At 52.2% G+C, this 21,755-nt stretch carries 12 protein-coding genes; 4 read left to right on the top strand and 8 right to left on the bottom strand.

Annotated features, from left to right (window positions below; genetic code table 11):
• The first annotated feature begins 294 nt into the window (after positions 1 to 294).
• A complete protein-coding gene (locus tag EFB08_RS03725) occupies positions 295 to 2,475 on the top strand; it encodes a glycoside hydrolase family 97 protein (protein ID WP_123125529.1) in 2,181 nt (726 codons plus the stop codon).
• A 293-nt stretch (positions 2,476 to 2,768) separates the two neighbouring features.
• Positions 2,769 to 4,907: a glycoside hydrolase family 97 protein gene (locus EFB08_RS03730; protein ID WP_123125530.1), complete on the top strand. Its 2,139-nt coding sequence runs from the start codon at positions 2,769 to 2,771 to the stop codon at positions 4,905 to 4,907.
• Positions 4,908 to 5,341: 434 nt separating this feature from the next.
• Here the strand turns inward: EFB08_RS03730 and EFB08_RS03735 are convergent, their stop codons facing one another.
• From EFB08_RS03735 to EFB08_RS03765, 7 genes are all read right to left on the bottom strand, one after another.
• A complete protein-coding gene (locus EFB08_RS03735) occupies positions 5,342 to 5,869 on the bottom strand; it encodes a DinB family protein (RefSeq protein ID WP_227006198.1) in 528 nt (175 codons plus the stop codon).
• A gap of 156 nt (positions 5,870 to 6,025) precedes the next feature.
• Positions 6,026 to 6,715: a helix-turn-helix transcriptional regulator gene (locus tag EFB08_RS03740; protein WP_123125531.1), complete on the bottom strand. Its 690-nt coding sequence runs from the start codon at positions 6,713 to 6,715 to the stop codon at positions 6,026 to 6,028.
• 89 nt (positions 6,716 to 6,804) lie between these two features.
• Positions 6,805 to 7,242 carry a DUF1801 domain-containing protein gene (locus EFB08_RS03745; RefSeq protein ID WP_123125532.1) on the bottom strand — a complete coding sequence of 146 codons (438 nt, stop codon included), beginning with the start codon at positions 7,240 to 7,242 and terminating at the stop codon, positions 6,805 to 6,807.
• 179 nt (positions 7,243 to 7,421) lie between these two features.
• Positions 7,422 to 7,820 (bottom strand): hypothetical protein, encoded by a 399-nt coding sequence (locus EFB08_RS03750; RefSeq protein WP_123125643.1) that lies wholly within the window; start codon positions 7,818 to 7,820, stop codon positions 7,422 to 7,424.
• Positions 7,821 to 7,959: 139 nt separating this feature from the next.
• Positions 7,960 to 9,390: a sugar MFS transporter gene (locus tag EFB08_RS03755; RefSeq protein WP_123125533.1), complete on the bottom strand. Its 1,431-nt coding sequence runs from the start codon at positions 9,388 to 9,390 to the stop codon at positions 7,960 to 7,962.
• Positions 9,391 to 9,822: 432 nt separating this feature from the next.
• Positions 9,823 to 11,631 carry a glycoside hydrolase family 9 protein gene (locus EFB08_RS03760; protein ID WP_123125644.1) on the bottom strand — a complete coding sequence of 603 codons (1,809 nt, stop codon included), beginning with the start codon at positions 11,629 to 11,631 and terminating at the stop codon, positions 9,823 to 9,825.
• A gap of 243 nt (positions 11,632 to 11,874) precedes the next feature.
• Positions 11,875 to 16,047, bottom strand: a complete 4,173-nt coding sequence (locus EFB08_RS03765; protein WP_123125534.1) for a hybrid sensor histidine kinase/response regulator transcription factor — start codon at positions 16,045 to 16,047, stop codon at positions 11,875 to 11,877.
• A 599-nt stretch (positions 16,048 to 16,646) separates the two neighbouring features.
• Here EFB08_RS03765 and EFB08_RS03770 point away from each other — a divergent pair.
• Positions 16,647 to 18,965, top strand: a complete 2,319-nt coding sequence (locus tag EFB08_RS03770; RefSeq protein WP_123125535.1) for a glycoside hydrolase family 3 N-terminal domain-containing protein — start codon at positions 16,647 to 16,649, stop codon at positions 18,963 to 18,965.
• 179 nt (positions 18,966 to 19,144) lie between these two features.
• On the opposite strand, the gene EFB08_RS03775 is transcribed toward EFB08_RS03770, so the two are convergent.
• Positions 19,145 to 20,017 carry an AraC family transcriptional regulator gene (locus EFB08_RS03775; protein ID WP_123125536.1) on the bottom strand — a complete coding sequence of 291 codons (873 nt, stop codon included), beginning with the start codon at positions 20,015 to 20,017 and terminating at the stop codon, positions 19,145 to 19,147.
• 565 nt (positions 20,018 to 20,582) lie between these two features.
• On the opposite strand from EFB08_RS03775, the gene EFB08_RS03780 reads away from it, so the two are divergent.
• Complete coding sequence (locus tag EFB08_RS03780; protein WP_123125537.1) at positions 20,583 to 21,740, top strand: glycoside hydrolase family 26 protein; 1,158 nt, start codon at positions 20,583 to 20,585, stop codon at positions 21,738 to 21,740.
• Positions 21,741 to 21,755 lie beyond the last annotated feature (15 nt).

Below are 21,755 nucleotides of genomic sequence, written 5' to 3' on the forward strand. Positions count from 1 at the left end.
ACTTGGTAGAAAGACCCAATTGGGTTTAGGGGCTGTTTTCCAAGAAACAGCCCCTAAATGCGTTTCAGCCTCTAGGCAACACAGTCCTTTCTCCGCCAGATCCTTTGTACCTTCCGGGGAATACACGCAAGACAGATTGGGCAGGCTTTTTTGAAAAGAGCCACTAAACCCTCATCCTCCACTAGAGTGAAGCAAATGCAAACGTTGGCAACTTGTCTAAGCTGGATTGAATTGCTTTCGTCTCGTCAAAATCAAGTAGCTTTATTGATTCCATTCAACAATCGCATATAAAACATGAGTAAACTTTCTTTATTGACCCTCCTGATGGTGTTTTTCGTGGGAATGGCCCAAGGGCAGGAACTGAAGTCGCCGAACGGGAAATTCAGCATGCGCTTCTCGTTGCAGAGCAACGGGGTGCCCACCTATACCCTCACTTACAAAGGCAAGCAGGTGATCACCCCCAGCAAGCTGGGTTTCGAGCTGAAGACCAAGGATGCGGCGGCGGCCTCGGGCGGTTCTGATGCCAACATGGACCAGAAGGCCGTGAACCAGCAGGCTTCGCTGCATGACAACTTCACGGTGGCAGAAACCAAGACCTCTTCGGTGAATGAGAACTGGAACCCGGTGTGGGGGGAGGTGAAAACCATCCAGAACCACTACAACGAACTGGCGGTGACCCTCAACCAAAAAGGCACCGACCGCAGAATGGTGGTACGGTTCCGTTTGTTTGATGACGGTCTGGGCTTCCGCTACGAGTTTCCTACCCAGAAGAACCTCACCTATTTCGTGATCAAGGAAGAGAGAACCCAGTTTGGCATGGCCGGTGACCACACCGCCTTCTGGATTCCGGGCGACTATGACACCCAGGAGTACGACTATACCACGTCCAAGCTTTCCGAGATCAGGGGCATCATGTCCAAAGCCGTGACGAACAACTTGTCGCAGACTACCTTCTCGCCTACCGGCGTGCAGACGTCTTTGATGATGAAATCCAACGACGGCCTGTACATCAATCTGCACGAGGCTGCCTTGATCGATTACCCGGCCATGCACCTGAACTTGGACGACAAGAACATGGTGTTTGAGTCCTGGCTTACGCCTGATGCCATTGGTGACAAAGGCTACATGCAGGCGCCGCGCAGCACCCCTTGGCGCACGGTAATCGTGAGTGATGACGCCCGCGACATCCTGGCTTCCAAGATGACCTACAACCTGAACGAACCCAGTAAAATCAAAGACACCTCCTGGATCAAACCAGTGAAATACGTGGGTGTTTGGTGGGAGATGATCACCGGCAAGAGCACCTGGTCTTACACCAATGACTACCCTACTGTGCAAATTGGCATCACCGATTTCTCCAAGGCCAAACCTAACGGCACCCACGGCGCCAACACGGCCAACGTGAAACGCTACATTGACTTCGCGGCCAAACACGGGTTTGATGGCGTGCTGGTAGAAGGCTGGAACGTGGGCTGGGAAGACTGGTTCGGGAACTCCAAAGACTTCGTGTTCGATTTCGTGACCCCGTACCCAGACTTTGATGTGAAGGGAATAGCCGAGTACGCCAAGTCCAAAGGCGTGAAAATGATCATGCACCACGAGACCTCTTCCTCGGTGCGCAATTACGAGCGCCACATGGACAAGGCCTACCAATTTATGAAAGACAACGGCTACGATGCGGTGAAAAGCGGCTACGTGGGCGACATCCTACCGCGCGGCGAGAACCACTCCAGCCAGTGGATTGTGAACCATTATCAGCACGCCCTGGAGAAAGCCGCCGAGTACAAGATCATGGTGAACGCCCACGAAGCCGTACGCCCCACCGGGGTAGCCCGTACCTGGCCTAACCTCATCGGGAACGAGTCGGCCCGCGGCACCGAGTACCAGTCGTTTGGCGGCTCCAAACCCAACCACGTGACGCTGCTTCCCTTTACCCGCCTCATCGGGGGCCCGATGGACTACACGCCCGGCATCTTCGAGATGGATCTGAGCAAGCTCAACCCCGATAACAAGTCGCACGTGAACAGCACGTTGGCTAACCAGTTGGCGCTGTACCTGACCTTGTACAGTCCGCTGCAGATGGCCGCTGATCTACCCGAGAACTACGACCGCTTCCCCGATGCTTTCCAGTTCATCAAAGACGTAGACGTAGATTGGGATGATAGCAAATATATTGAGGCTGAGCCAGGCGAATACGTGACCGTAGCCCGTAAGGCCAAAGGCACCGGCCAGTGGTTCCTGGGCAGCGTGGGCGGTAACGAGGCCCGCACCTCCAACATCAAGCTGGACTTCCTGGACAAAGGCAAAAAGTACGTGGCCACCATCTACGCCGATGCCAAAGACGCTCACTACAAAACCAATCCGCAGGCCTACACCATCCGGAAGGTGAACGTAACCAACAAGTCCAAGCTGTCGCAGTTTGTAGCCCCGGGCGGTGGGTACGCCATCAGCTTTGCGGAGGCTACCGGAAAATAATTTTAGCCTGATTTTCATAAAGTAAACCAGAAACGGGTTGGCGGTTTTTCCGGCCAGCCCGTTTCTGGTTTATGCACCTTGAGGACGATATTCCTTTTTAAACCTTTGCTGCGTTTAGAAGTCCTTTTCAGAAAAGGAGCCGTAAATCAAAAAGGAGCCTTTAACTTGCACAACACTTTCTTCTGGTTTCAGCCTCACCCGCTGACATCCGGAGAGAGAAAACTGTTTGAGGCTGTTTTCCTAAAATCGGCTGAGAAACAACCCGTACCTACACCTACATCCTAATTTATTCTATGCAGAAGATTCTCCTCTTGCTCCTGACCTGCGTCTTTACGGCGCAACTGCAGGCCCAGACGCTCACCTCACCCGACAAGAACTTCACGTTCAAATTTGAGTTGAAAGAGAAAGGCGTTCCCTCTTACCAACTGACGTACAAGAAAAAACCGGTGATCAAGTCCAGCACCCTGGGCATTGAAACCAAAGACGTGGCTTCTTTCCTGGATGGCTTCACGGTAACTAAAACCGAGGTACAATCGGTGAATGACACCTGGGAGCCGGTGCTGGGTGAGCAGAAAACCATTAGAAACAACTACAACGAGCTGTTGGTGACGCTTACCCAGAAGGCGCAGAAAGACCGCATCTTGCGCATCCGGTTCCGGTTGTTCAACGACGGACTGGGCTTCCGCTACGAATTCCCCAAACAGAAGGAGCTGAACTACTTCGTGATCAAGGAAGAGCAGACGCAGTTCAACCTGGCCGGCGACCACAAGATCTTCTGGATACCGGGCGACTATGACACGAATGAGTATCCGTATACCACGTCTAAAGTATCGGAGATCCCGGGCCTACAGAAGAAAGCCACGGTGCAGATCACGGCGCAGACTCCTATCAAAGAACCATCGGTGCAGACGCCTTCCATGATGAAATCTTCTGATGGCCTGTACATCAACATCCACGAGGCGGCGCTCATCAACTACCCGGCCATGCACCTGGAAGTTGATGCCAAGGGCCTCCGAATGAAATCACATCTGGTGCCCGATGCCGTGGGCAACAAGGGCTACATGCAAACCGATGCCCAGACGCCTTGGCGCACCATCATCGTGAGCGACAAAGCCACAGACATTCTGGCTTCCAAACTGATTCTGAACCTGAACGAGCCTACCAAATACAAAGACGTTTCCTGGATCAAGCCGGTGAAATACATTGGCGTGTGGTGGGAGTACTTTGTGGCCGGTAAAAGCACGTGGGCCTATGGCACCGAGAACAACGTGAAACTGGACCAGGATTTCAGCAAACTCACACCCAACAATCGTCACGGCGCCACTACCCAGAACGTGAAAAGACACATTGACTTCGCGGCCGAGCACGGTTTCGATGCCGTTTTGGTAGAAGGTTGGAATATCGGTTGGGAAGACTGGATCGGGAACTGGAAAGAGAACGTGTTCGATTTCACCACGCCGTACCCAGACTTCGACGTGAAGGAACTGCAGCGCTATGCCGCTTCTAAAAAGGTGAAGATTATGATGCACCACGAGACCTCGGCCTCAGCTACCAATTATGAGCGTCGTTTGCATCCGGCCTTCCAGTTTATGGTGGACAATGGCTACAACGCCGTAAAAACCGGCTACGTGGGCCAGATCATTCCACGCGGCGAGCACCACGACGGACAGTGGATGGTGAACCACTACATTCACGTGGCCAACACTGCCGCCGATTACAAAATCATGGTCAACAGCCACGAAGCCGTGCGCCCCACCGGCCTCAACCGCACCTTCCCGAACTGGATCGCGCAGGAATCTGCCCGTGGCACCGAGTTTGAAGCCATGGGTGGCCTGGCGCCGGAACACACCACTATTCTACCCTTCACCCGTCTCATGGGTGGCCCGATGGACTACACACCCGGCATTTTCCAGACTGATTTATCTATCTACGGTACCAACAACAAGCAGCGCGTGAACACCACCCTGGTGAAACAACTGGCCTACTACGTGACCATGTACAGCCCGCTACAAATGGCTGCCGATCTGCCTGAGAACTACCTCCGCTTCCCAGATGCGTTCCAGTTCATTAAAGACGTGGCTGTGGATTGGGATGACACCTACGGACTGGAAGCGGAGCCCGGCGATTATGTGACTACTGCCCGTAAGGCCAAGGGCAAAGACGAGTGGTACGTAGGCGGCGTCACCGATGAGAACCCACGCACTGCCACCGTGAACCTCTCCTTCCTGCCCAAAGGCAAGCAGTACATCGCCACCATCTACGCCGATGGCGCCGATGCCAGCTATGACAAAAAACCGCAGAGCTACACCGTTAAAAAAGTGGTGGTGACTCCTAACAGCGTCATCAAACAAAAATTAGCTTCCAGCGGCGGCTTGGCCATCAGCATCAAAGAAGGCAGCAAGAAAGAAGTAAAAGATCTGCCTAAATTGTAAGGCGTTTCTTACTTGATTTAACAAAAAGCCCTGTCAAATACATTGACAGGGCTTTTGCTTTTACGCTTGTAATGTGATCAGTATCTCTCATACATCTAACTGACTTGCTGCCTGTATCACTGTTTCAGCGAATACTTCCCTTGAGGATTGCCCAAACGAGAGTTTGAGGCAGCAAACGCAGCTCTAAAAAGGGGTGTTTACACGCATATCGTCCCCCTTCGAAGGGGGTAGGGGGATGATTCACTCCTGCTGATAACGGCATTTCCGAAATGTAGGGGCAATCCCTTGTGGTTGCCCTTGCCCGAGTACTGCATACTTCTATTACAAAAGCAGAACGGTTCTTGAAACGCCCTTGTCATCCCCCTACCCCCTTCCAAGGGGGACGGAACGCTTGACAACAGGAATATTCCCCGAGTTCAAATTACAGCAATTCCTTACATACCTGTCTCATCGGCGCTTGGGCCGTAGCTGCCGGGGATGGGCACGTTGAGCAGACGAAGGAACACGCCCAGTTGCGCCCGGTGGTGGATGATCTGGCTCATAGTCATGCGCAGCACATCGTATTTAGTGGAGGTGAGATAGATGGTGTCTCCGTCTCTGAGGGTCCATTCCTCGTTCAGGTACTCATCGGTGTTTTCAGCGAGATGCTTTCTGGCGTCTTCCAGCATTTCCTCAAAATAGGCCAGCAACTCGGCGGTTGTATTCACCACTCTAGGCTGGTAGGGATTTTTGGCGAAATCCAGTTCAGAAGTGGTCAGGGTCATGCCTACCCAAGATGGCAAATCTGCGATGTGCGTGGCCAAGGTCCGGATGTCCATGCTTTTGGGGTGAGGTCTCCAGTCGTACTTGTCGTCTGGAATCCGCTCCAGCATTTTACGGGTAGTGACAGCTTCCTGTTCTAGTTCTTTGGCGAGCAGATCCAGGATAGTAGTGGTGGCGATGGAGGTTTGCATTTCTGACATAAGGTTAGTGGTTTAGTGATGACACAAAGAAATAGCCACCCACTGACAACCCTATGGCAGTCTACTTTCAGGAAATGAAAATTATTTTTTGAGTTCTGCTTTAAGCCTGATTTCTGAAAACAAGCCTAAAAAAGATTTTTCAAACAAGCCCCTAAATCAATACGGCACGGGCAGTTGCTTCATGTACTCGCTCACTGCCATGTGCTCGGTTTTACAGAAAGGCAGTCCGGTGTTCTTGATGGTGAGAATGCGGGACACCCTAAAATCTCGGTAGTCCTGACGGTGGTGGCACCACCCGATGAGGTGCCAGCTGTAGGCGTAGAAGATCAACCCGATGGGTTCCAGTTGCCGTTTGCTAACTTCCTCTTTTTTGTTTTTGTACCCGATCTCTAGGATGGTTTTCTCTGAGATGGCCTGCTGAATAATTGCTAGGTACTCGTAGTCATTGTTGATACACGGCGGCAGCTGCAGCTTGATGTGGTTGTCCAGGAAGTCTAGCTTTTCTTTCTGGGTGGTGCGCAGCACAGCTTTCACTTTGCTCAGCGCCGAAGCATAGTGCGTATGGATAGATTTATCGGTGAACCCGAAGACCATGGCCTCCATCAACAGCAGCGCGTTGGCTTCCTCGGAGGTAAACGAGACGGGCGGCAGAAAATAGCCCTGCACCACAAAATAGCCTTTGTGCGGCTCAAAGCCCACGGGCACGCCTTGCTCGCCCAACGCTTTTACATCACGGTACACGGTGCGCACACTGATGGAAAACGCCTCAGCGATCTTTTCGGCGGTCACGTATTTCTTGGACTGCAGCAAGGTCAGTATCCCGAAAAGCCTGTCTACCCGGTTCATGCGTTTAGTTTGTTTGTATTTGAAAGGAAAAGGTAATTTGTGGGAAATGCTAAACTGCCGCGATGTTGCCGTTAAAGGAAAGTCCGTCTTCAGATTTTTCGGTGGATTTTGCTTTTCTCTTTCTTTTGGGCAAACAGCCTGCCATCCACTTCCCCGGCCTCGTACAGCAGCACCTTGATTAGGTCGTAGTCTAGTTCATTTACCTGAGCGAATGTTTTGGTGAACACCTGCTTCCGTTTGCCTTTCTCCAGGTAGTCAGCGTCATCTTGTAGCAGGTTTCCGTTGCAGAAGCCTAGTTGCACGCCTTTTTGCTTCACCGTTCCCCAAGGCACCGAGCCGGGCCAGATAAAACAGATGCGAGTATGTCCCACGTAGAAGGGCACGTTGTAGGAAAGCTTTTCGGAACAGAACGGCAGGCACTCAAAAACCAGCTGCCGCAACTCAGCCACCAACTTCCGCTCCTCCAGAGGCAGGTACGCCAGCAACTCTTCCACGGTGTCAAACTTCTGGATTTCTTCTGCTTCCATATCGCCTATGTTTACTTACAACAACCGTTTAGCGCAGGATGAAGATAACCCAAATTGCCGAATCTAAGGAGCCCTAGACCAGATAAAAATGACTTCCTAAAGAGAATCCTTGAAAAGTTATTTCAGGCCCGTTTTTCCTAAATCGGAACAAAAACAGGCCGAGACATTCTTTACAGAGATCACTTTCCTGCCAAGGAGGCTTTCACGGGATGTCGGAACGTAATCAGCCCGAACAGCACCGCCAACACGGCATACACCACAGCCAAAACCCAGATAGCTTCAAGCTGATGTCCCGCCTGCAGGCCTTTCAGAAGCGCCATCGCTCCGGCGAAGAAGTGCAGGAAATTTCCCATAGCCAAGGGCCGCGCGTAAATCCCTCCAATCAATATGCCTTTTGCCATCCAGTTCAGGATCGCGAAACCCAGATAAAGTGCGCCCAATATCTGCACCAGCAACGGCGCTACTCCGGTGGGCTCAGCGCCCAGGTAACTCAATACTTCCTGCGGCAGAAAGGAAGCGGTGAATCCTAAAATGGCCATCACCACAGCACTACCCGACATAATAATTCTTGTGTTCATAGGGTAGGCAAGATAGAAACTTTCAGGAATGAATGGTAAAAACGAACGGCCCTGCAAGAATAAACACTTGCAGGGCCGTTCGTTTTCAGGCGATCTATTTCAGGGCCATTTTCAGGAAATCAGCCCGTAAACGGTTTAACTAATCTACCAGCCGGTGACTCTCGCGGGTACGATAGCCTCTGAAACCGTAGAAAACGATGTAGAGGTAGCAAAGCATGGGCACAATGAAGGAAAGCTGCACATCACCGGTGACATCGGCGATGGCGCCCTGAAGCGGCGGAACAATGGCTCCCCCCACAATGGCCATTACCAAAAGCGAAGAACCTTGGCTTGTGTGGATGCCCAGTCCTTTAATAGCTAAGTCAAAAATGGTAGGGAACATGATGGAGTTGAACAACCCAATGCCGATCACCGCCCACATGGCCACGGCGCCCTGTCCGAAGGTTCCGATCAAGAGCAGCACGATCACCGCGGTGGCGTAGAGGCCCACCGTCCGGTTCGGAATGAAACCGCCTAGCAGCAGCACCACAAAGTTGGCGGCAATCAATCCCAGGATGATGAGCGCCTGATCCAGATCATAGATGGCATACACCGTCCCGAAGGTCACCGCCGCAATTACGGCCATGATCACGTATTTAAGCGAATTGTTGCGGAACTGCGCCAGCGCCACCGCCCCGAAGAAACGACCGATCATGGCCCCACCCCAGTAGAACGACAGAAAGTGCTTGGCTTCTGACTCGTCCAGACCGGCAATCTGCGGCAATTTGAAGTAGTTGATGAGCATGCTGCCCACGGCCACTTCGCCGCCTACGTACATGAAAATACAGATAATCCCCAGCACCAGGTGCTTGTGCTTTAACGCGCCTGAACCGGCCACCACAGTGTTGCTGTCGCCAGTGAGGCGGGGCAAACGGGCCAGTTTAATGATCACGGCAATCACAATCAAAGTAATAGCCAGGCCCACGTACGGCATCTTTACTGAATCCGCGGTGGCAGCATCGTTAGACACCTGATCGAAAATAAGGTAGCCCCCGATGATAGGCGCAATGGTCGTTCCGAAGGAGTTGAGAGCCTGGGTCATGTTCATGCGGCTGGAGGAAGACTCCGGCGGACCCAGAATGGAAACGTACGGGTTGGCCGTGATCTGCAGCACCGTAATGCCCGAGGCCAACACGAACAATGCGGCCAGGAACAGTCCATAAGAGTGAGAATCAGCCGCGGGCAGGAACAGAAGACAGCCAATGGCCGTCACGGCCAATCCCACAATGATCCCGTTCTTGTAACCGATCTTCAGGATAGGATCACCTTTGGTCACCGAGAAGATGAAGTACAACAGCGAAACAATGAAGTAGGCCCCAAAGAAGGCCGTCTGGATGAGCATCGCCTGCCAGTTCTGCAACGTGAAAACCTGCTGCAGTTTCGGGATGAGGATGTCGTTCATACACGTGATGAAGCCCCACATAAAGAAGAGCATGGTCACCACCATCAAGGCGCCGGTGTAGCTTTTGCCGGTGGTGCCGGCCGCTGTTGCTGCGGGAGCCGAGGCCGCGCTGCTGGAAATTCCTGCCATATTGGTTGTTTTGTTTGTAAAGGGGGTGAAACGTTAAAGTTCTGGTCTTCAGAAGCGGACTAAGGAAGCTGGTTTCTTCAGGAGGTGAAAGGTTTACAGTCAGCAGGGCCGCGGCGGAAGTACTTCACGTATTCTTCCCTTTCGTGGATTCCTGTTTTAGGGCGATTTTCCTAAAAACAAGCGTAAAATCTGCCGTCCTGGTACCACCTTCTACCCTTCAAAAAAGCATCCTTGTGTAAGTAGCGGCTTTCTGACAATAGAATCTTCAAGTATACTGTTTTATCGGCAGATTTCTGTCATAAAGAGGGGTAGAAATAACTGTTTCCAGACCGTTAAAACAATTTAGCAAAGAATAAAGGGGAAGAGAATAAAGTCAGACCTTTTCTCTCCTCCTTCCAACAAAAGGATACCCTTCATCAGTACACTTCCTGACTACTTGGCGCTTTTTGCGGCAAAGCCTGCCTGCTGTTGCAGGGCTTCCAGGGCTCCAGTCAAATAAACCAACGGGGCGTTCCAGTTGATGGCGATTTCGTTCGAGGCGTAGGAGCAGTCTGAGTCCACGTACATCTCATCTGGGGAGGTAGCGGTATACCCCTGGCATTTGTCCTGCTTGTTCGCGTTGCCGTTGGTTCCGCCAGAAAGCAGGCCCGGTACCGGCTCCTTGATGCCATCGGCCATGGACGGACGGTGGTGCGGGTTCATCGTGGACTTTTCCCCGAACCCGGTGACAAAGGAATACCCTACCGCGTTGCGGCCCAGCAGGTAATCCAAGTTAGAGAGTGCTGCCTGCAGGTACTTTTTGTTTCCGGTGATTTGATAGGCTTGCACCAGGGCAATGCCTTGATTGGCAGCCACCGAGGAGCTTCCCCAGATATAGTCTTCCTTCACTCTGCCCATCACCGTGCGGTAAGCACCGGCCTCGGCTCCTGTTACCATGTCATCGGCAACCTTCAGCAGTCTTTTCTTTATTTCCGGCAGGTCTTTCTGCAGAGTAGCGCCTTTGTTGTTCTTATTCCGCAGCAAGGTATAATAGCCTAACAGCCGCACTTGCGCCCAGCTGGGGATAGGCATTTTGGGATCGGGCAGCATGTTTACGGCTTGGTAGTAGCTTTCTTTCTGGGTAGTGGTGTAAAGCTCGGCGGCGGCCCACAGGAACTCATCACTGAAATCTTTGTCGCCGTAGGCGCCGGTGGTCACATCTGGGTCGAAGCTTTTATTGATGGCTTCCTGCTCGTAGGCAACATTAGGGTTTTTCTGGGCCCAGTCCCAAGCTTTGGTGGCGGCGGTAAGGCAAGAGTCTGCCAGCCCCGGGAAGTCTTTGGAGAAATTTCTGTACACCCGGCTTGCCTGCGCCATGACGGCGGCAAAGTTCAGGGCGGCGCCGGTTCCTTTCTGCACCACATACCTATGCTTGGTAGCCTGATCAGGCATGATGATGCCGTCAAAGGAAGGGTTCGTCAATTTGTGGTACACGCCACCGTCCTGAGGGTCTTGCATGGTGAGCATCCACCGGAGGTTCCACAGGCTTTCGTCCAAGATGTCAGGAACCCGGTTTCCGCTCTCAGGGATGTTCAGTTTCTGAGCCTGGTAAAACTGCGGAAAATCTTCGTAAGCCGACAGCAGCGTACCCATGGTGATACCGCTGTTCACAATGTATTTGTTGTAATCGCCGGCATCGTACCAGCCGCGCGGAGACGAGATTACTGTGCCGGCCGGGCGTTGGGTTGTAGCTGCCGAAGGATGCACCAGTACTTTATCATCTGGATGACCGGCCGGCCGATGCCATTTCCCGGCGTACTTCTCTGGTAGGTCAATAGCCGTACGCTGGAAGTAAAACCCTTTGATGGCTGCGGCGGCCACGTCCTTGTGAACCTGCTGCTTTATCTCAAACGGGTAAGATCTGCCCACACCCTGAATCTCCAGCACATAGGCTCCGCTGGCGCTGAACCCGCTGAAATCAGCGACCCTAGTGGGTTTGCCTGAAAGCTCGGCGGGTTTGGTGTCGGTTAGTTTCCCGGTGAAAACGGTTTTTGATCCATCGGCGGTTTTCAGGGTAAAGGTAGTAGCCTCGTTCTCGCCCGCCACCACGGCTATTTTAGCGGCGTTTGGGTAAAAACCCACCTGATTCAGGCGGATGCTCTCCACGCCTTGCACGGTGTTTTGGGAAGCATTCTGCGCTTGGGTGCAGGAGAAAGAAAGACAGAGCAGGGCTCCGCCGAGGGTCTTGTAGAAGGGATGCATAGGTTGCCTTAGGGTTACAGGCGCGGGAAGAAACCGAACGCCTTTAGAATGACTGATAAATAAAGCCAAGGTCATCTCTGACCTGGCACTCGGGTTGCGTTTTTCTGCGTAGCTAAGGTAGGCACGCCCCGTGGTTACCAGGGTTATCAAATGTTTCAAATATATCCTTGGGATGTTAACCTGCTCCTCCAGATTGTCTAAAGGAGCGTTAAGCGGAAGCAAAACAGCAACCAGACCCAGTCACTACACCTGCTTTCGCTCGTTTTGCTTGATTTCAGCGTACTGCGAAGGCAGGATGTTGTATTCGTCTTTGAAGTACTTGGTGAAGTACTTGCGGTTGTTGAACCCCACTTTGTAGGCGACCTCGGCTACCGTTAACTGGCTCTTTTCCAGAAACTGGGCTGCATGCTGCAAACGGATCTTCCGGATGAACTCCACCGGCGACTGCCCGGCAATGGCCATCATTTTCTTGTACAAATGTACCCGGCTCACCCCCAGTTCCCGGCTCATTTCCTCTACAGACAGGTCTGGGTTGCTCAGGTGGGCTTCCACGTACTGAATGGCCTTCCGGATGAATTTATCATCCAGAGAGACAATCTCGTTTTCACTGGCCTGCACGCTTATCTTTTTCTCAAAGACCTTCTGCAAGAGCTCACGTTGTGAGATCAGGTTCCGTAAGCGCGAGAGCAGGAGATCGAAATTGAAAGGTTTGGTGAGGTAATCATTGGCGCCCACATCTAAGCCTTTCAGTTTCTTCTCATCTGAGGCATGGGCGGTAAGCAGCACAAACGGAATCTGGGAGGTGCGGGAATCAAACTTGATCTTTTTGCAGAACTCCACGCCATCTACCTCGGGCATCATGAGGTCACTCACAATGAGGTCTGGTAAATGGAACAAGGCCTTTTGCCAGCCTTCTTTTCCGTCTTTGGCTTCCAGCACATGGAAGTACGGTTTAAGGCTGTCTTTGAGGTAAAACCTAAAATCTTCGTTGTCTTCCACCACCAGCACCACCGGTTTGGCATCCGGCGAAAGGGTTTTCTGCAATTTGGCAGGAGCGATTTCTGCGGCAGTTTCCAAATCTTGCGGCTCCACAATAACTTCCTCCTGAATACCTTCCAGGGTTCGCTCTTTTACCGGAAGAGTTACCGTAAAGCAACTTCCCTGACCTGGAGCGCTTTCCACGTTGATCACGCCGCCGTGCAGGTGCACAAACTCCTGCACCAAGGCCAGTCCGATGCCGCTGCCCTGGTTCATTAGGTGGCTAGGTACCGCATCCCGGAAGAAACGCTCAAAGATCTTCTGCTGGTTTTCCTTGGGTATGCCAATGCCGCTGTCTTTCACCTTGATCTCCAGAATCTTGATTCCCTCTGAGGAAGAGTCGTTTTGGTGGCAGTTCAGGGCAACCTCAATTTTACCGTGCTCAGGGGTGAACTTGAAAGCATTGGACAGCAGGTTGAACATGATTTTCTCCAGCTTGTCTTTGTCAAAGGACGTGTACAGCTCTTTGACGCCTGCCTGAAATGTGAGCGAAATACTTTTCTTGTCAGACAGATCAGCGAAGGAGTCTACGGTTTCCTGCACAAAGGCCACCACATTGCCCTCAGAAAGCGAAAGCCGAATGTCTTCCATGTCCATCTTCTTGAAATCGAGGAGCTGGTTCACCATGTTCAGGAGCCGTTTGGCGTTCTTATGGATCATCTGGTACTGTTGGTGCACCTCGGGGTCTGGGGTTGACTTGAGCAGTTTCTCAATAGGAGCCAGAATCAAAGTCAGTGGGGTCCGGAACTCATGGCTCACGTTGGTGAAAAACTTGATCTTTAAGCTATCCAGCTCGTGCAGCTGAACAGCCTCCCTTTTTTCCTGCTCCTGCTCCATCCGGGAAATGGTCTTTTTCAGTTCCGTCCGGCGTAGCCAAACCAAGCCTAAAGCAATGGCCAGGGCATACAGCAGAAAAGCGAGGGGCGTTCGCCAGAAAGGGGCCAGCACGGTGATCTTCAGGGTAGTCGGGGTTGGACTCCAGACACCGTCGTTATTGGCGGCCAGCACCTTGAACTCGTACTCGCCCGGGTCCAGGTTGGTGTAGGTAACCCTTCGCTCCTTGCTGCCCACGGTGTGCCATTCCTTGTCAAATCCCTCCAATTTGTAGCGGTACCTGTTTTTCTCCGGATGAATGTAGTTCAGGGCCGCAAACTCCAGGGAGAACACGTTCTCATCATGCTCCAGGGTAATCTGCTTTGTGTGGGTGATGGCCTGTGACAGAATGGTCCTGCCATTGAAGGCTTTATTGGTTTCCAGGCTTTTATTGAACAGCTGAAAGTCGGTGAATACCACCCGCGGCGCGGCCTTGTTTTTCTGGATACTCTCGGGCAGGAAGAGGTTGAAACCGTTCGCGCCACCAAAGATCAGCTCTCCTTTACGCGTCCCTAGGGCGGCATTCACGTTAAAGACTTTGGCCTGCAGCCCGTCCAACTCGTCATAGTTCCGGAAATCATTCTGGTATCTCTGCCCTTTCTTCTGGATAATCAGGTTAGCTACCCCGTTATGGGTGCTCACCCACAGGTTTCCGCTTTTGTCTTCCAGCAAGGTGGTGATCGCATTGTGGGGCAGCCCGTCTTTGACCGTAAAATGGGTAAAGGAATTATCGCGCTCGTTGTACAGGTCCAATCCCTCAGTGGTGCCTATCCAGAGTTGGTTCCGGCGGTCTCTGAGCAGGGAGGTGATGTTGTTGCTACGCAGGCTCTTGGGGTTCTTGGGGTCATGGAGGAAATAGGTACTCTTACCGGTTTCCTTGTTGAAGACATCAATGCCGTAGCCACCGCCCACCCAAAGGTTCCCCTGCCGGTCTTCGGCCATGGCCGAGATGTAGTTGCAGTGGATGGGGAATTTTCCTCCTTCTACCTTGGAATGGACAAACCCGTTCTGATTGGGGTCAAACAACTCTAGCCCGCCCCGGAGCGTGCCAATCCAGAGGTTGCCTTTGGCATCTTGGTACAGTTCCCAGATGCTGTTATCCGCCAGGCTTTTGGGGTTTCCGGGCTCGTTTTTATAATGGATGAACTTTTCGCCGTCGAAACGGGAGAGTCCGCCCAGGTAGGTCCCTACCCAAAGCGTCTTGTTCCGGTCCAGAAGCAAACTCACGATTACGTCGCTGGAGAGGCTGCTGGCATCGGCGGGGTTATGGGCATAGCGGGTGTACTGGCCAGTGGCGCGGTTCAGGTACAGCAGGCCAGATCCGTTGGTGCCAATCCAAAGGTTGCCATTCTCATCTTCGGCAAAGGCATTTACATCGTCAAAAGGGAGGCTGCCCGGCACAGAGGCCTGGTGTCTGATGTGCGGAAACCGGATGAGGTTGGGATGAAAGTAATTGATTCCTCTCTTGAACGTTCCTACCCAGATGATTCCCTCCGGGTCTTTGTAGAGCGCATTGATGCTGTTATCGGCCAGGCTTTGGGTCACTTCTTTGTTGTGCCGAAGGTACTGTACCGTGCCCGACTTTTTATGGATCACGTTGATGCCACCGTGGTCGGTGCCCACCCAGATTTTGCCGGGCTCCGCTTCCACAATCCCCCGGATGAGGTTGTTGTTGAGTTTCGTCGGGGAAGAGTTTTTGTGGAAATGCTCTAGGCTTTTCTGGGCGCTGGAATAGAAATAAACCCCACCTTCCTTTTCGCGCACGTACAGCCAGAGGTCATTTGCGGCATCTACGGTGAGGGCGTAATCCAGGGCTTCCTGGCTGTACTTCCGGTAGATCTCGTCGTTGCGCTCTACCACTTTCAGGGTTTTGCCGTCCAGTTTCTCCAGGATGCCGTTGTGGTGCACCAGCCAGATATCTCCGCCTGAGGTTTGCCCGATGGCCGAGATATTGTCGGTACTAAGGCTGCTTTTGGCCGGAAAGGAGTGTTTGAGGTGAAGGGAACTGCGCGTACGCGGATTGTATCTGACTACTCCCTTTCCCGAGAGGACAAACCAGAAATCCCCACGTTTGTCTTTCAGGATGTCAGCTACCACGCTGTTGGCGGGCAAATGGTATTGTTTCCGAAGAGTGGCTTGGTTCCGGGAAAACTGCTCGGTGACCGGATCAAAGACACAGTTCCCTTGCAGGGTCTGGACCCAGATTTTGCCGTCTGGCCCTTCCACCAGTTTGGTGACATCGTTGCTGATAAGGGAGGTGGTGTCGTCTGACGCGTGGGTAAAGGCTTTGAACTGATAGCCATCGTAGCGGTTCAGGCCGCCGGCAATGGTGCCTACCCACAGGTAGCCGCGGCTGTCTTTCAGGAAACACTTGACCTGGTTACTGGACAGCCCCTGGTTGATGTCGAGCAGCGAAAACCTGAACTGCTCGGGCATTTGGCCAAAACCTTGGGTCCATATCCCCAGGAACATCAGCGCCACTATGATCCATCTATCTACCCTCATGCGTCACCTTAAATAGTATTTCCTTTAGAAAGCCAGAACCCCTTTCCGGCCACTGCTTCTTTTAACTAAACCTACTCTATTCTCCCTTCACCCGCTTGGGCTAATGCCACTGAAAATGCCGCCTCCTTTTGGGGCTGTTTTCTGAAAAATGGCCCCAAAAACTGAGACCCAGGTTTCTGCGGAAAATCTTGCCAGCGGGTTATCCTTTCATTCCCCTCCTACACAGGTGGGCATCAGAAAACGTTCCAAGTCAAGGCTGCGCTTTGGGGCAGTTTTTGCCAAAACAGCCTTAAAGCGCTTTTAGTCGTTACCCTGGATTTCGGCTCCCTAATTTACCACTTTGGCAACATAACTCAACCTGTGCCTCAGAAAAGCGGGAGAATGTCAACCAACAGCCAGCTCTAAATTCAACGGCTTTCCCACAAGTTGCGGCCTTGGCTGAGCCTGGCACGTATCAAATGTTTCCTTTTGATGGTTCATTTGTTAAGAACCCTTTATTGCCGAGGGTGTACTCAAAAAGATGCTTTATACTTGTATTCCCGCATTGGCGGGCACTTTAAAACAGGACGCTCTTACCCTTAAACCAATCAACAAAAAAGATGAAATATATCACCCCGTTGGCGTTGGTGGTGGCACTGGGGCTGCAGGCTTGCAGTTCTTCCCAGACAGGCCAGTCTGGTCAATCGGCACCAGCTGCCGCTGCAACCAGTAACACGGCCTCCACTCCTGCCCCTGCTGAACCCGCCCGCGACAAGCAGATCGATGACCTGATTTCCCGGATGACGGTAGAAGAGAAAGTTGGGCAGATGACCCAGCTCACCATCGACCTGATCCTGAAAGACACTGAAGCGGCCACGGTAGATACCGCCAAACTGCGTCAGGTCCTGGTGAACCACCACGTAGGCTCCATCCTGAACGTGAAAGGCCGGGCTTACACCATTGACGAGTGGCACACCATCCTGAACGCCATCCATGACGTGACCGACAGAACCCGTCTGAAGATTCCGGTGATTTACGGGATTGACGCCATCCACGGGAACAACTACCTGGCAGGTACTACCCTTTACCCGCACAACATCGGGATGGCCGCCACCCGTAACCCCGAGTTGGTGAACCGACTGGCACAAATCACGGCCCTGGAAACCAGAGCTGCCGGTATTCCGTGGAACTTTGACCCGGTTTTGGATGTAGGCCGTCAGCCGCTTTGGCCCCGTTTTGAGGAAACCTTCGGCGAAGACGTGTTTGTGGTAAAAACCATGGGCAGCGCCGCTATCAGAGGCTATGAGCAGAACGGCAAGGGCCAGGATTTCTCGGTTGCCTCCTGCATGAAGCACTTCCTGGGGTACTCTTACCCTTCTACAGGAAAAGACCGCACGCCTTCTTACATTCCGGAGCAAATGCTGCGCGAGATTTTCCTGCCGCCGTTCAAGGCAGCCGTAGAGGCCGGTGCCTCTACCGTCATGATTAACTCCGGTGAGATCAACGGCGTGCCCGTACACGGCAGCAAGTATTACCTAACCCAAATCCTGCGGAACGAACTAGGCTTCCAGGGCGTGGCCGTGTCTGACTGGGAAGACGTGATTCGGTTGCACACCCGCCACAAGGTTGCCGCCACCCCGAAAGAAGCCGTAAGAATGGCCGTAGAAGCCGGTTTGGACATGAGCATGGTGCCTACTGATTTATCGTTCTACAACCACCTGGTAGCCTTGGTAAAAGAAGGCACTATCTCTGAGGAACGCATCAACCTATCGGTGCGCCGCATTTTGGCCCTGAAGAAGAAACTGGGTCTGTTTGAGCAGGTGAGACCGAAGGCGGCCCTGAAAACCACCATCCACAAAGCAGAGTTCGATCAGGTATCGCTGCAATCGGCGCTGGAAAGCATCACCCTGCTCAAAAACAACAACCAGGTATTGCCGCTCAAGAAGACTTCCAAAATTCTGGTAGCCGGTCCAACCGCCAATACCCTGGCGGCCCTGCACGGAAGCTGGTCCTACATCTGGCAAGGGACCGATGAGTCGCAGTATCCATCTAAAGCCAAGACGTTAGTACAGGGTCTGATCGCTGAGATTGGCAAAGACCGCGTGATTTCCCGCTCCGTGGCTGATTTCAACGGTGCCGCCAACTATGACGTAGCCCAACTGAGAAAAGACGCTGCCCAGGCCCAAGCCATTGTGCTTTGCCTAGGTGAGAAAGCGTACGCTGAGAGCCCCGGTGTGATTGATGACCTTGATTTGGAGGAAAACCAATTGGCCTTGGTGCGAGCCGCTAAAGCGACCGGCAAACCGGTAATTATTGTACTGCTGGAAGGCAGACCGCGCGTATTATCCTCGGTGGAGCCACTGGCTAATGCCGTGGTGATGGCGTACCGTCCGGCTACGTTCGGGGCCGCGGCCATCGCCGATGTGCTGTTCGGGGACTACAACCCTGATGGCGTGCTACCGTTCACTTATCCGCGCTTCTCCGGCGACGTGCTCACCTATGACCACAAAGGCACCGAGATCATCCGGGAAGACATTCCTAACGCAGCCGGTAACCGTGGGTTCAACCCGCAGTGGCCGTTCGGGCATGGCCTGAGCTACACCACGTTCGCTTTCTCTGACCTGCGCGTGGACAAGACTACCTTCGGGAACAATGACAATCTGAAGGTCACCGTGAAAGTGCGTAACACCGGCAGCAGAGCCGGTAAGAAGACCGTGGAACTCTACAGCCACGACCAGTATGCCAGCATCACGCCTTCTGCCAAACGCCTGCGCGCTTTCTCCAAAGTGTCGCTGCAGCCCGGTGAAGAAAAAGAAGTAAGCCTGACCATCTCCGCTAAAGACCTGGCATTTGTGAACGAAGCCGGCCAATGGGTGACCGAACCCGGTGCCTTCGACCTGATGGTGGGCGACCTGAAAACCGTAGTAACGCTGCAATAAACAACCTGTTTTGGGGCTGGTTTCTCTAAAACAGCTCTTAAACGAAGATAAAACCAGAAGCCCGATCAGACAGATGCATCATCTTGTCTGATCGGGCTTCTTCTTGTGTAATGCTTAGCGAAAGGGATTTGTTTTAGACCTGGTTTCAAGAAAACAGCCTTAAAACCCAAGAATCCTGTTTAGATAAACACCCTGGAACCGGAGTAGTTCTGCCGGAATTCTTTAGGCGTGCACCCGTTCTTGCGCCGGAAAATGCGGTTGAAGTACGACAGATTGTTGAAGCCGCATTTAAACGACACCTCAGAGATGGTTTCAGTGGTATCAATGAGCATGCGGGAGGCATGGCCCAACCTGATTTCGTTCAAGCTTTCGATGAAGGTTTTTCCTGTCCGTTTTTTGATAAACCGGCTAAAAGAGACTTCGGGCATATTCACCACTTTGGCCACATCGGCGAGGGAAACCTCCTTGTCATAGTAGGTCTGCATGTACTCAAATGCCTTTTCTATGCGGCGGCTGTAATAGTTGAACTGGTCTGAGGTGAACGTGCTGTTGGAGAGTGTGCGCATGTTACGGGAAACCGACAGATCATGCAGAATGGAGATCAGTTCCAGCACCGAGTCGAAGCCGCCTTTCTGGGTGAGTTGTTCTAACCTGGGCCTGAACGCTTCCTTTACCTCGCGGGAAAAAGAAATACCCTTACTGGCCCGCTCTAATAAAGCCCTGATAAAACTCAACTGGTTGCGGCGCAGAAACTTCTCGTCAAAAAGGTCTTTGTGGAATTGGATGGTGATCTCCACAATTTCCTTGCTTTTGCATTGGTGCGTAAACCAGCCGTGCGGCAAGTTGCTGCCCACCAGCACCAATTCCAGGTCATCTATGACTTCCACGTGGTCGCCCACCACGCGCTTGGCCCCGGCGGCGTTATAGATGAAGTTCAACTCAAAGTCTTCATGGTAGTGAAGCGGGAAGTTGAATTCCTCTTTTACCCTGGAGAACAAAGTGAAACAATCGTTCTGGGTTAACGGGGTAATTTCACGGTAGATAGCACTCATAATAGCGGATTTACTCTGTGAAGTTACACATTCTTGCGTTTACTTACTGCCTAATGGTTAAAAAAATACCAGTTATTGACTCAATAATATCTCAGCCAAGCATTGCCTTCTGGTTCCGCATGTAATTCTTCCTGAATTTATCTTCTTGTCCACAGTGGCTTCAAACAATTTATTCGTTAAAAACTTAAAGAGTATTATTGTGTTTCTATAGCTTTTCTCAAGCAATAGGCTTCATTTTCATGAGCTTTTCATTTTCTTGCAAAGCACCGATGAATCAGATGTAAAAGGCTGTTCCGGCATAACACCGCTAGTCTCTTCTATATTTCATCAAACAAACGATAAAATAGTATTACCCCTCAGCCTAAAAACTACCTAGTTTTGTAAAGTAGCTTAGATGTACTCCATAAGTTGTTCTGCATTTAGAAAGAAGGGCACTTATTTCCATTGGTGCACTTCTGGCACAAGCTCAACGGCAAACCACCAATGAAGAGACAGAAGCGTAGGCTATGGCCTAGTTAAAGCTACTTTACGGTGAACATTCTTTACCTTTTCCCAATTAGAACCCATGACTAGAACCTTACTGGCTTTCCTTTTACTGGCGTTCACTTATCTTCCCTCCCAGGGGCAGGTTTCTCCCATTAACAAGAAAGCCACCCCTGAAACCAGGAACCTCTACACCAACCTGAAACGCCTTTCCCAGAAAGGTATCATGTTCGGCCACCAGGATGCGTTGGCGTATGGGGTTGGTTGGAAATATGAACCAGGCCGCTCTGATGTAAAGGAAGTAGTGGGCGAGTACCCTGCGGTTGTTGGTTGGGAACTGGGCCATTTGGAACTGAACAAACCCATGAACCTGGACAGCGTGCCGTTCCAGAAAATGCGGGAGTATGCGCAGGAAGTGTACGCCAAAGGTGGTTTGAATACCTTTAGCTGGCACTTGAACAACCCCGTGGACCCGGCTAAAACCAGCTGGGATGCGGCAGATTCTACCATCCGGCACCTGTTCCAGGACAAAAACGCCATGAAACGTTACAAGTCGTGGTTAGATGGGTTGGCCGGTTTCATGAAAAGCCTGAAAGGCCCCAACGGTGAGTTGATTCCGTTGGTTTTCCGTCCTTTTCACGAGCATACCGGAAGTTGGTTCTGGTGGGGCCGCAAGCATTGCTCTCCCGAGGAATACAAGCAGATGTGGCGTTTCACCGTAGACTACCTGCGCAAGAAGAAAGCCAACAATCTGCTGTTCGCTTACTCCACCGACCGTTTCACCTCCCGCGAGGATTACCTGGAGCGGTACCCTGGCGATGACTACGTAGACATTGTGGGGTTTGACATCTACCACCGTCCGCCCGCAGATCCAGCACAACTAGCGCAGGCGAACCAAAACTACATCAAGGAAGCCCGCCAGATGGTGGAGACGTTGCGTCAGATTGGCCAGGAGAAAAACAAGGTTTGGACTTTAAGCGAAACCGGCCTGGAAACTTTACCGCAGGCCGATTGGTGGACCAACATCCTTTCGCCCATTGTCCAGGACGCTGGCTTGTCTTACGTGATGGTGTGGCGAAACGCCAGAACAGACCATTACTACGCGCCTTATCCCGGGCAGAAAAGTGCCGAGGATTTTAAGGTCTTTTACAGGAATCCCAAAGTCTTCTTCCTTGACAAAGTAGCCAAGGAACGTCTCTATGCTCCAACTACTCAGGACAAACTGGGCAGCAGAAAATAACGCACACCCCGCCTC

Source organism: Rufibacter latericius, from assembly GCF_003721515.1.
Taxonomy (GTDB): Bacteria; Bacteroidota; Bacteroidia; order Cytophagales; family Hymenobacteraceae; genus Nibribacter; species Nibribacter latericius.

Excerpts from the sequence above, each read along its gene's own strand:
- EFB08_RS03725 (WP_123125529.1), top strand. The coding sequence starts at position 295 with ATGAGTAAACTTTCTTTATTGACCCTCCTGATGGTGTTTTTCGTGGGA.
- EFB08_RS03730 (WP_123125530.1), top strand. The coding sequence starts at position 2,769 with ATGCAGAAGATTCTCCTCTTGCTCCTGACCTGCGTCTTTACGGCGCAA.
- EFB08_RS03735 (WP_227006198.1), bottom strand. The coding sequence starts at position 5,869 with ATGTCAGAAATGCAAACCTCCATCGCCACCACTACTATCCTGGATCTG.
- EFB08_RS03740 (WP_123125531.1), bottom strand. The coding sequence starts at position 6,715 with ATGAACCGGGTAGACAGGCTTTTCGGGATACTGACCTTGCTGCAGTCC.
- EFB08_RS03745 (WP_123125532.1), bottom strand. The coding sequence starts at position 7,242 with ATGGAAGCAGAAGAAATCCAGAAGTTTGACACCGTGGAAGAGTTGCTG.
- EFB08_RS03750 (WP_123125643.1), bottom strand. The coding sequence starts at position 7,820 with ATGAACACAAGAATTATTATGTCGGGTAGTGCTGTGGTGATGGCCATT.
- EFB08_RS03755 (WP_123125533.1), bottom strand. The coding sequence starts at position 9,390 with ATGGCAGGAATTTCCAGCAGCGCGGCCTCGGCTCCCGCAGCAACAGCG.
- EFB08_RS03760 (WP_123125644.1), bottom strand. The coding sequence starts at position 11,631 with ATGCATCCCTTCTACAAGACCCTCGGCGGAGCCCTGCTCTGTCTTTCT.
- EFB08_RS03765 (WP_123125534.1), bottom strand. The coding sequence starts at position 16,047 with ATGAGGGTAGATAGATGGATCATAGTGGCGCTGATGTTCCTGGGGATA.
- EFB08_RS03770 (WP_123125535.1), top strand. The coding sequence starts at position 16,647 with ATGAAATATATCACCCCGTTGGCGTTGGTGGTGGCACTGGGGCTGCAG.
- EFB08_RS03775 (WP_123125536.1), bottom strand. The coding sequence starts at position 20,017 with ATGAGTGCTATCTACCGTGAAATTACCCCGTTAACCCAGAACGATTGT.
- EFB08_RS03780 (WP_123125537.1), top strand. The coding sequence starts at position 20,583 with ATGACTAGAACCTTACTGGCTTTCCTTTTACTGGCGTTCACTTATCTT.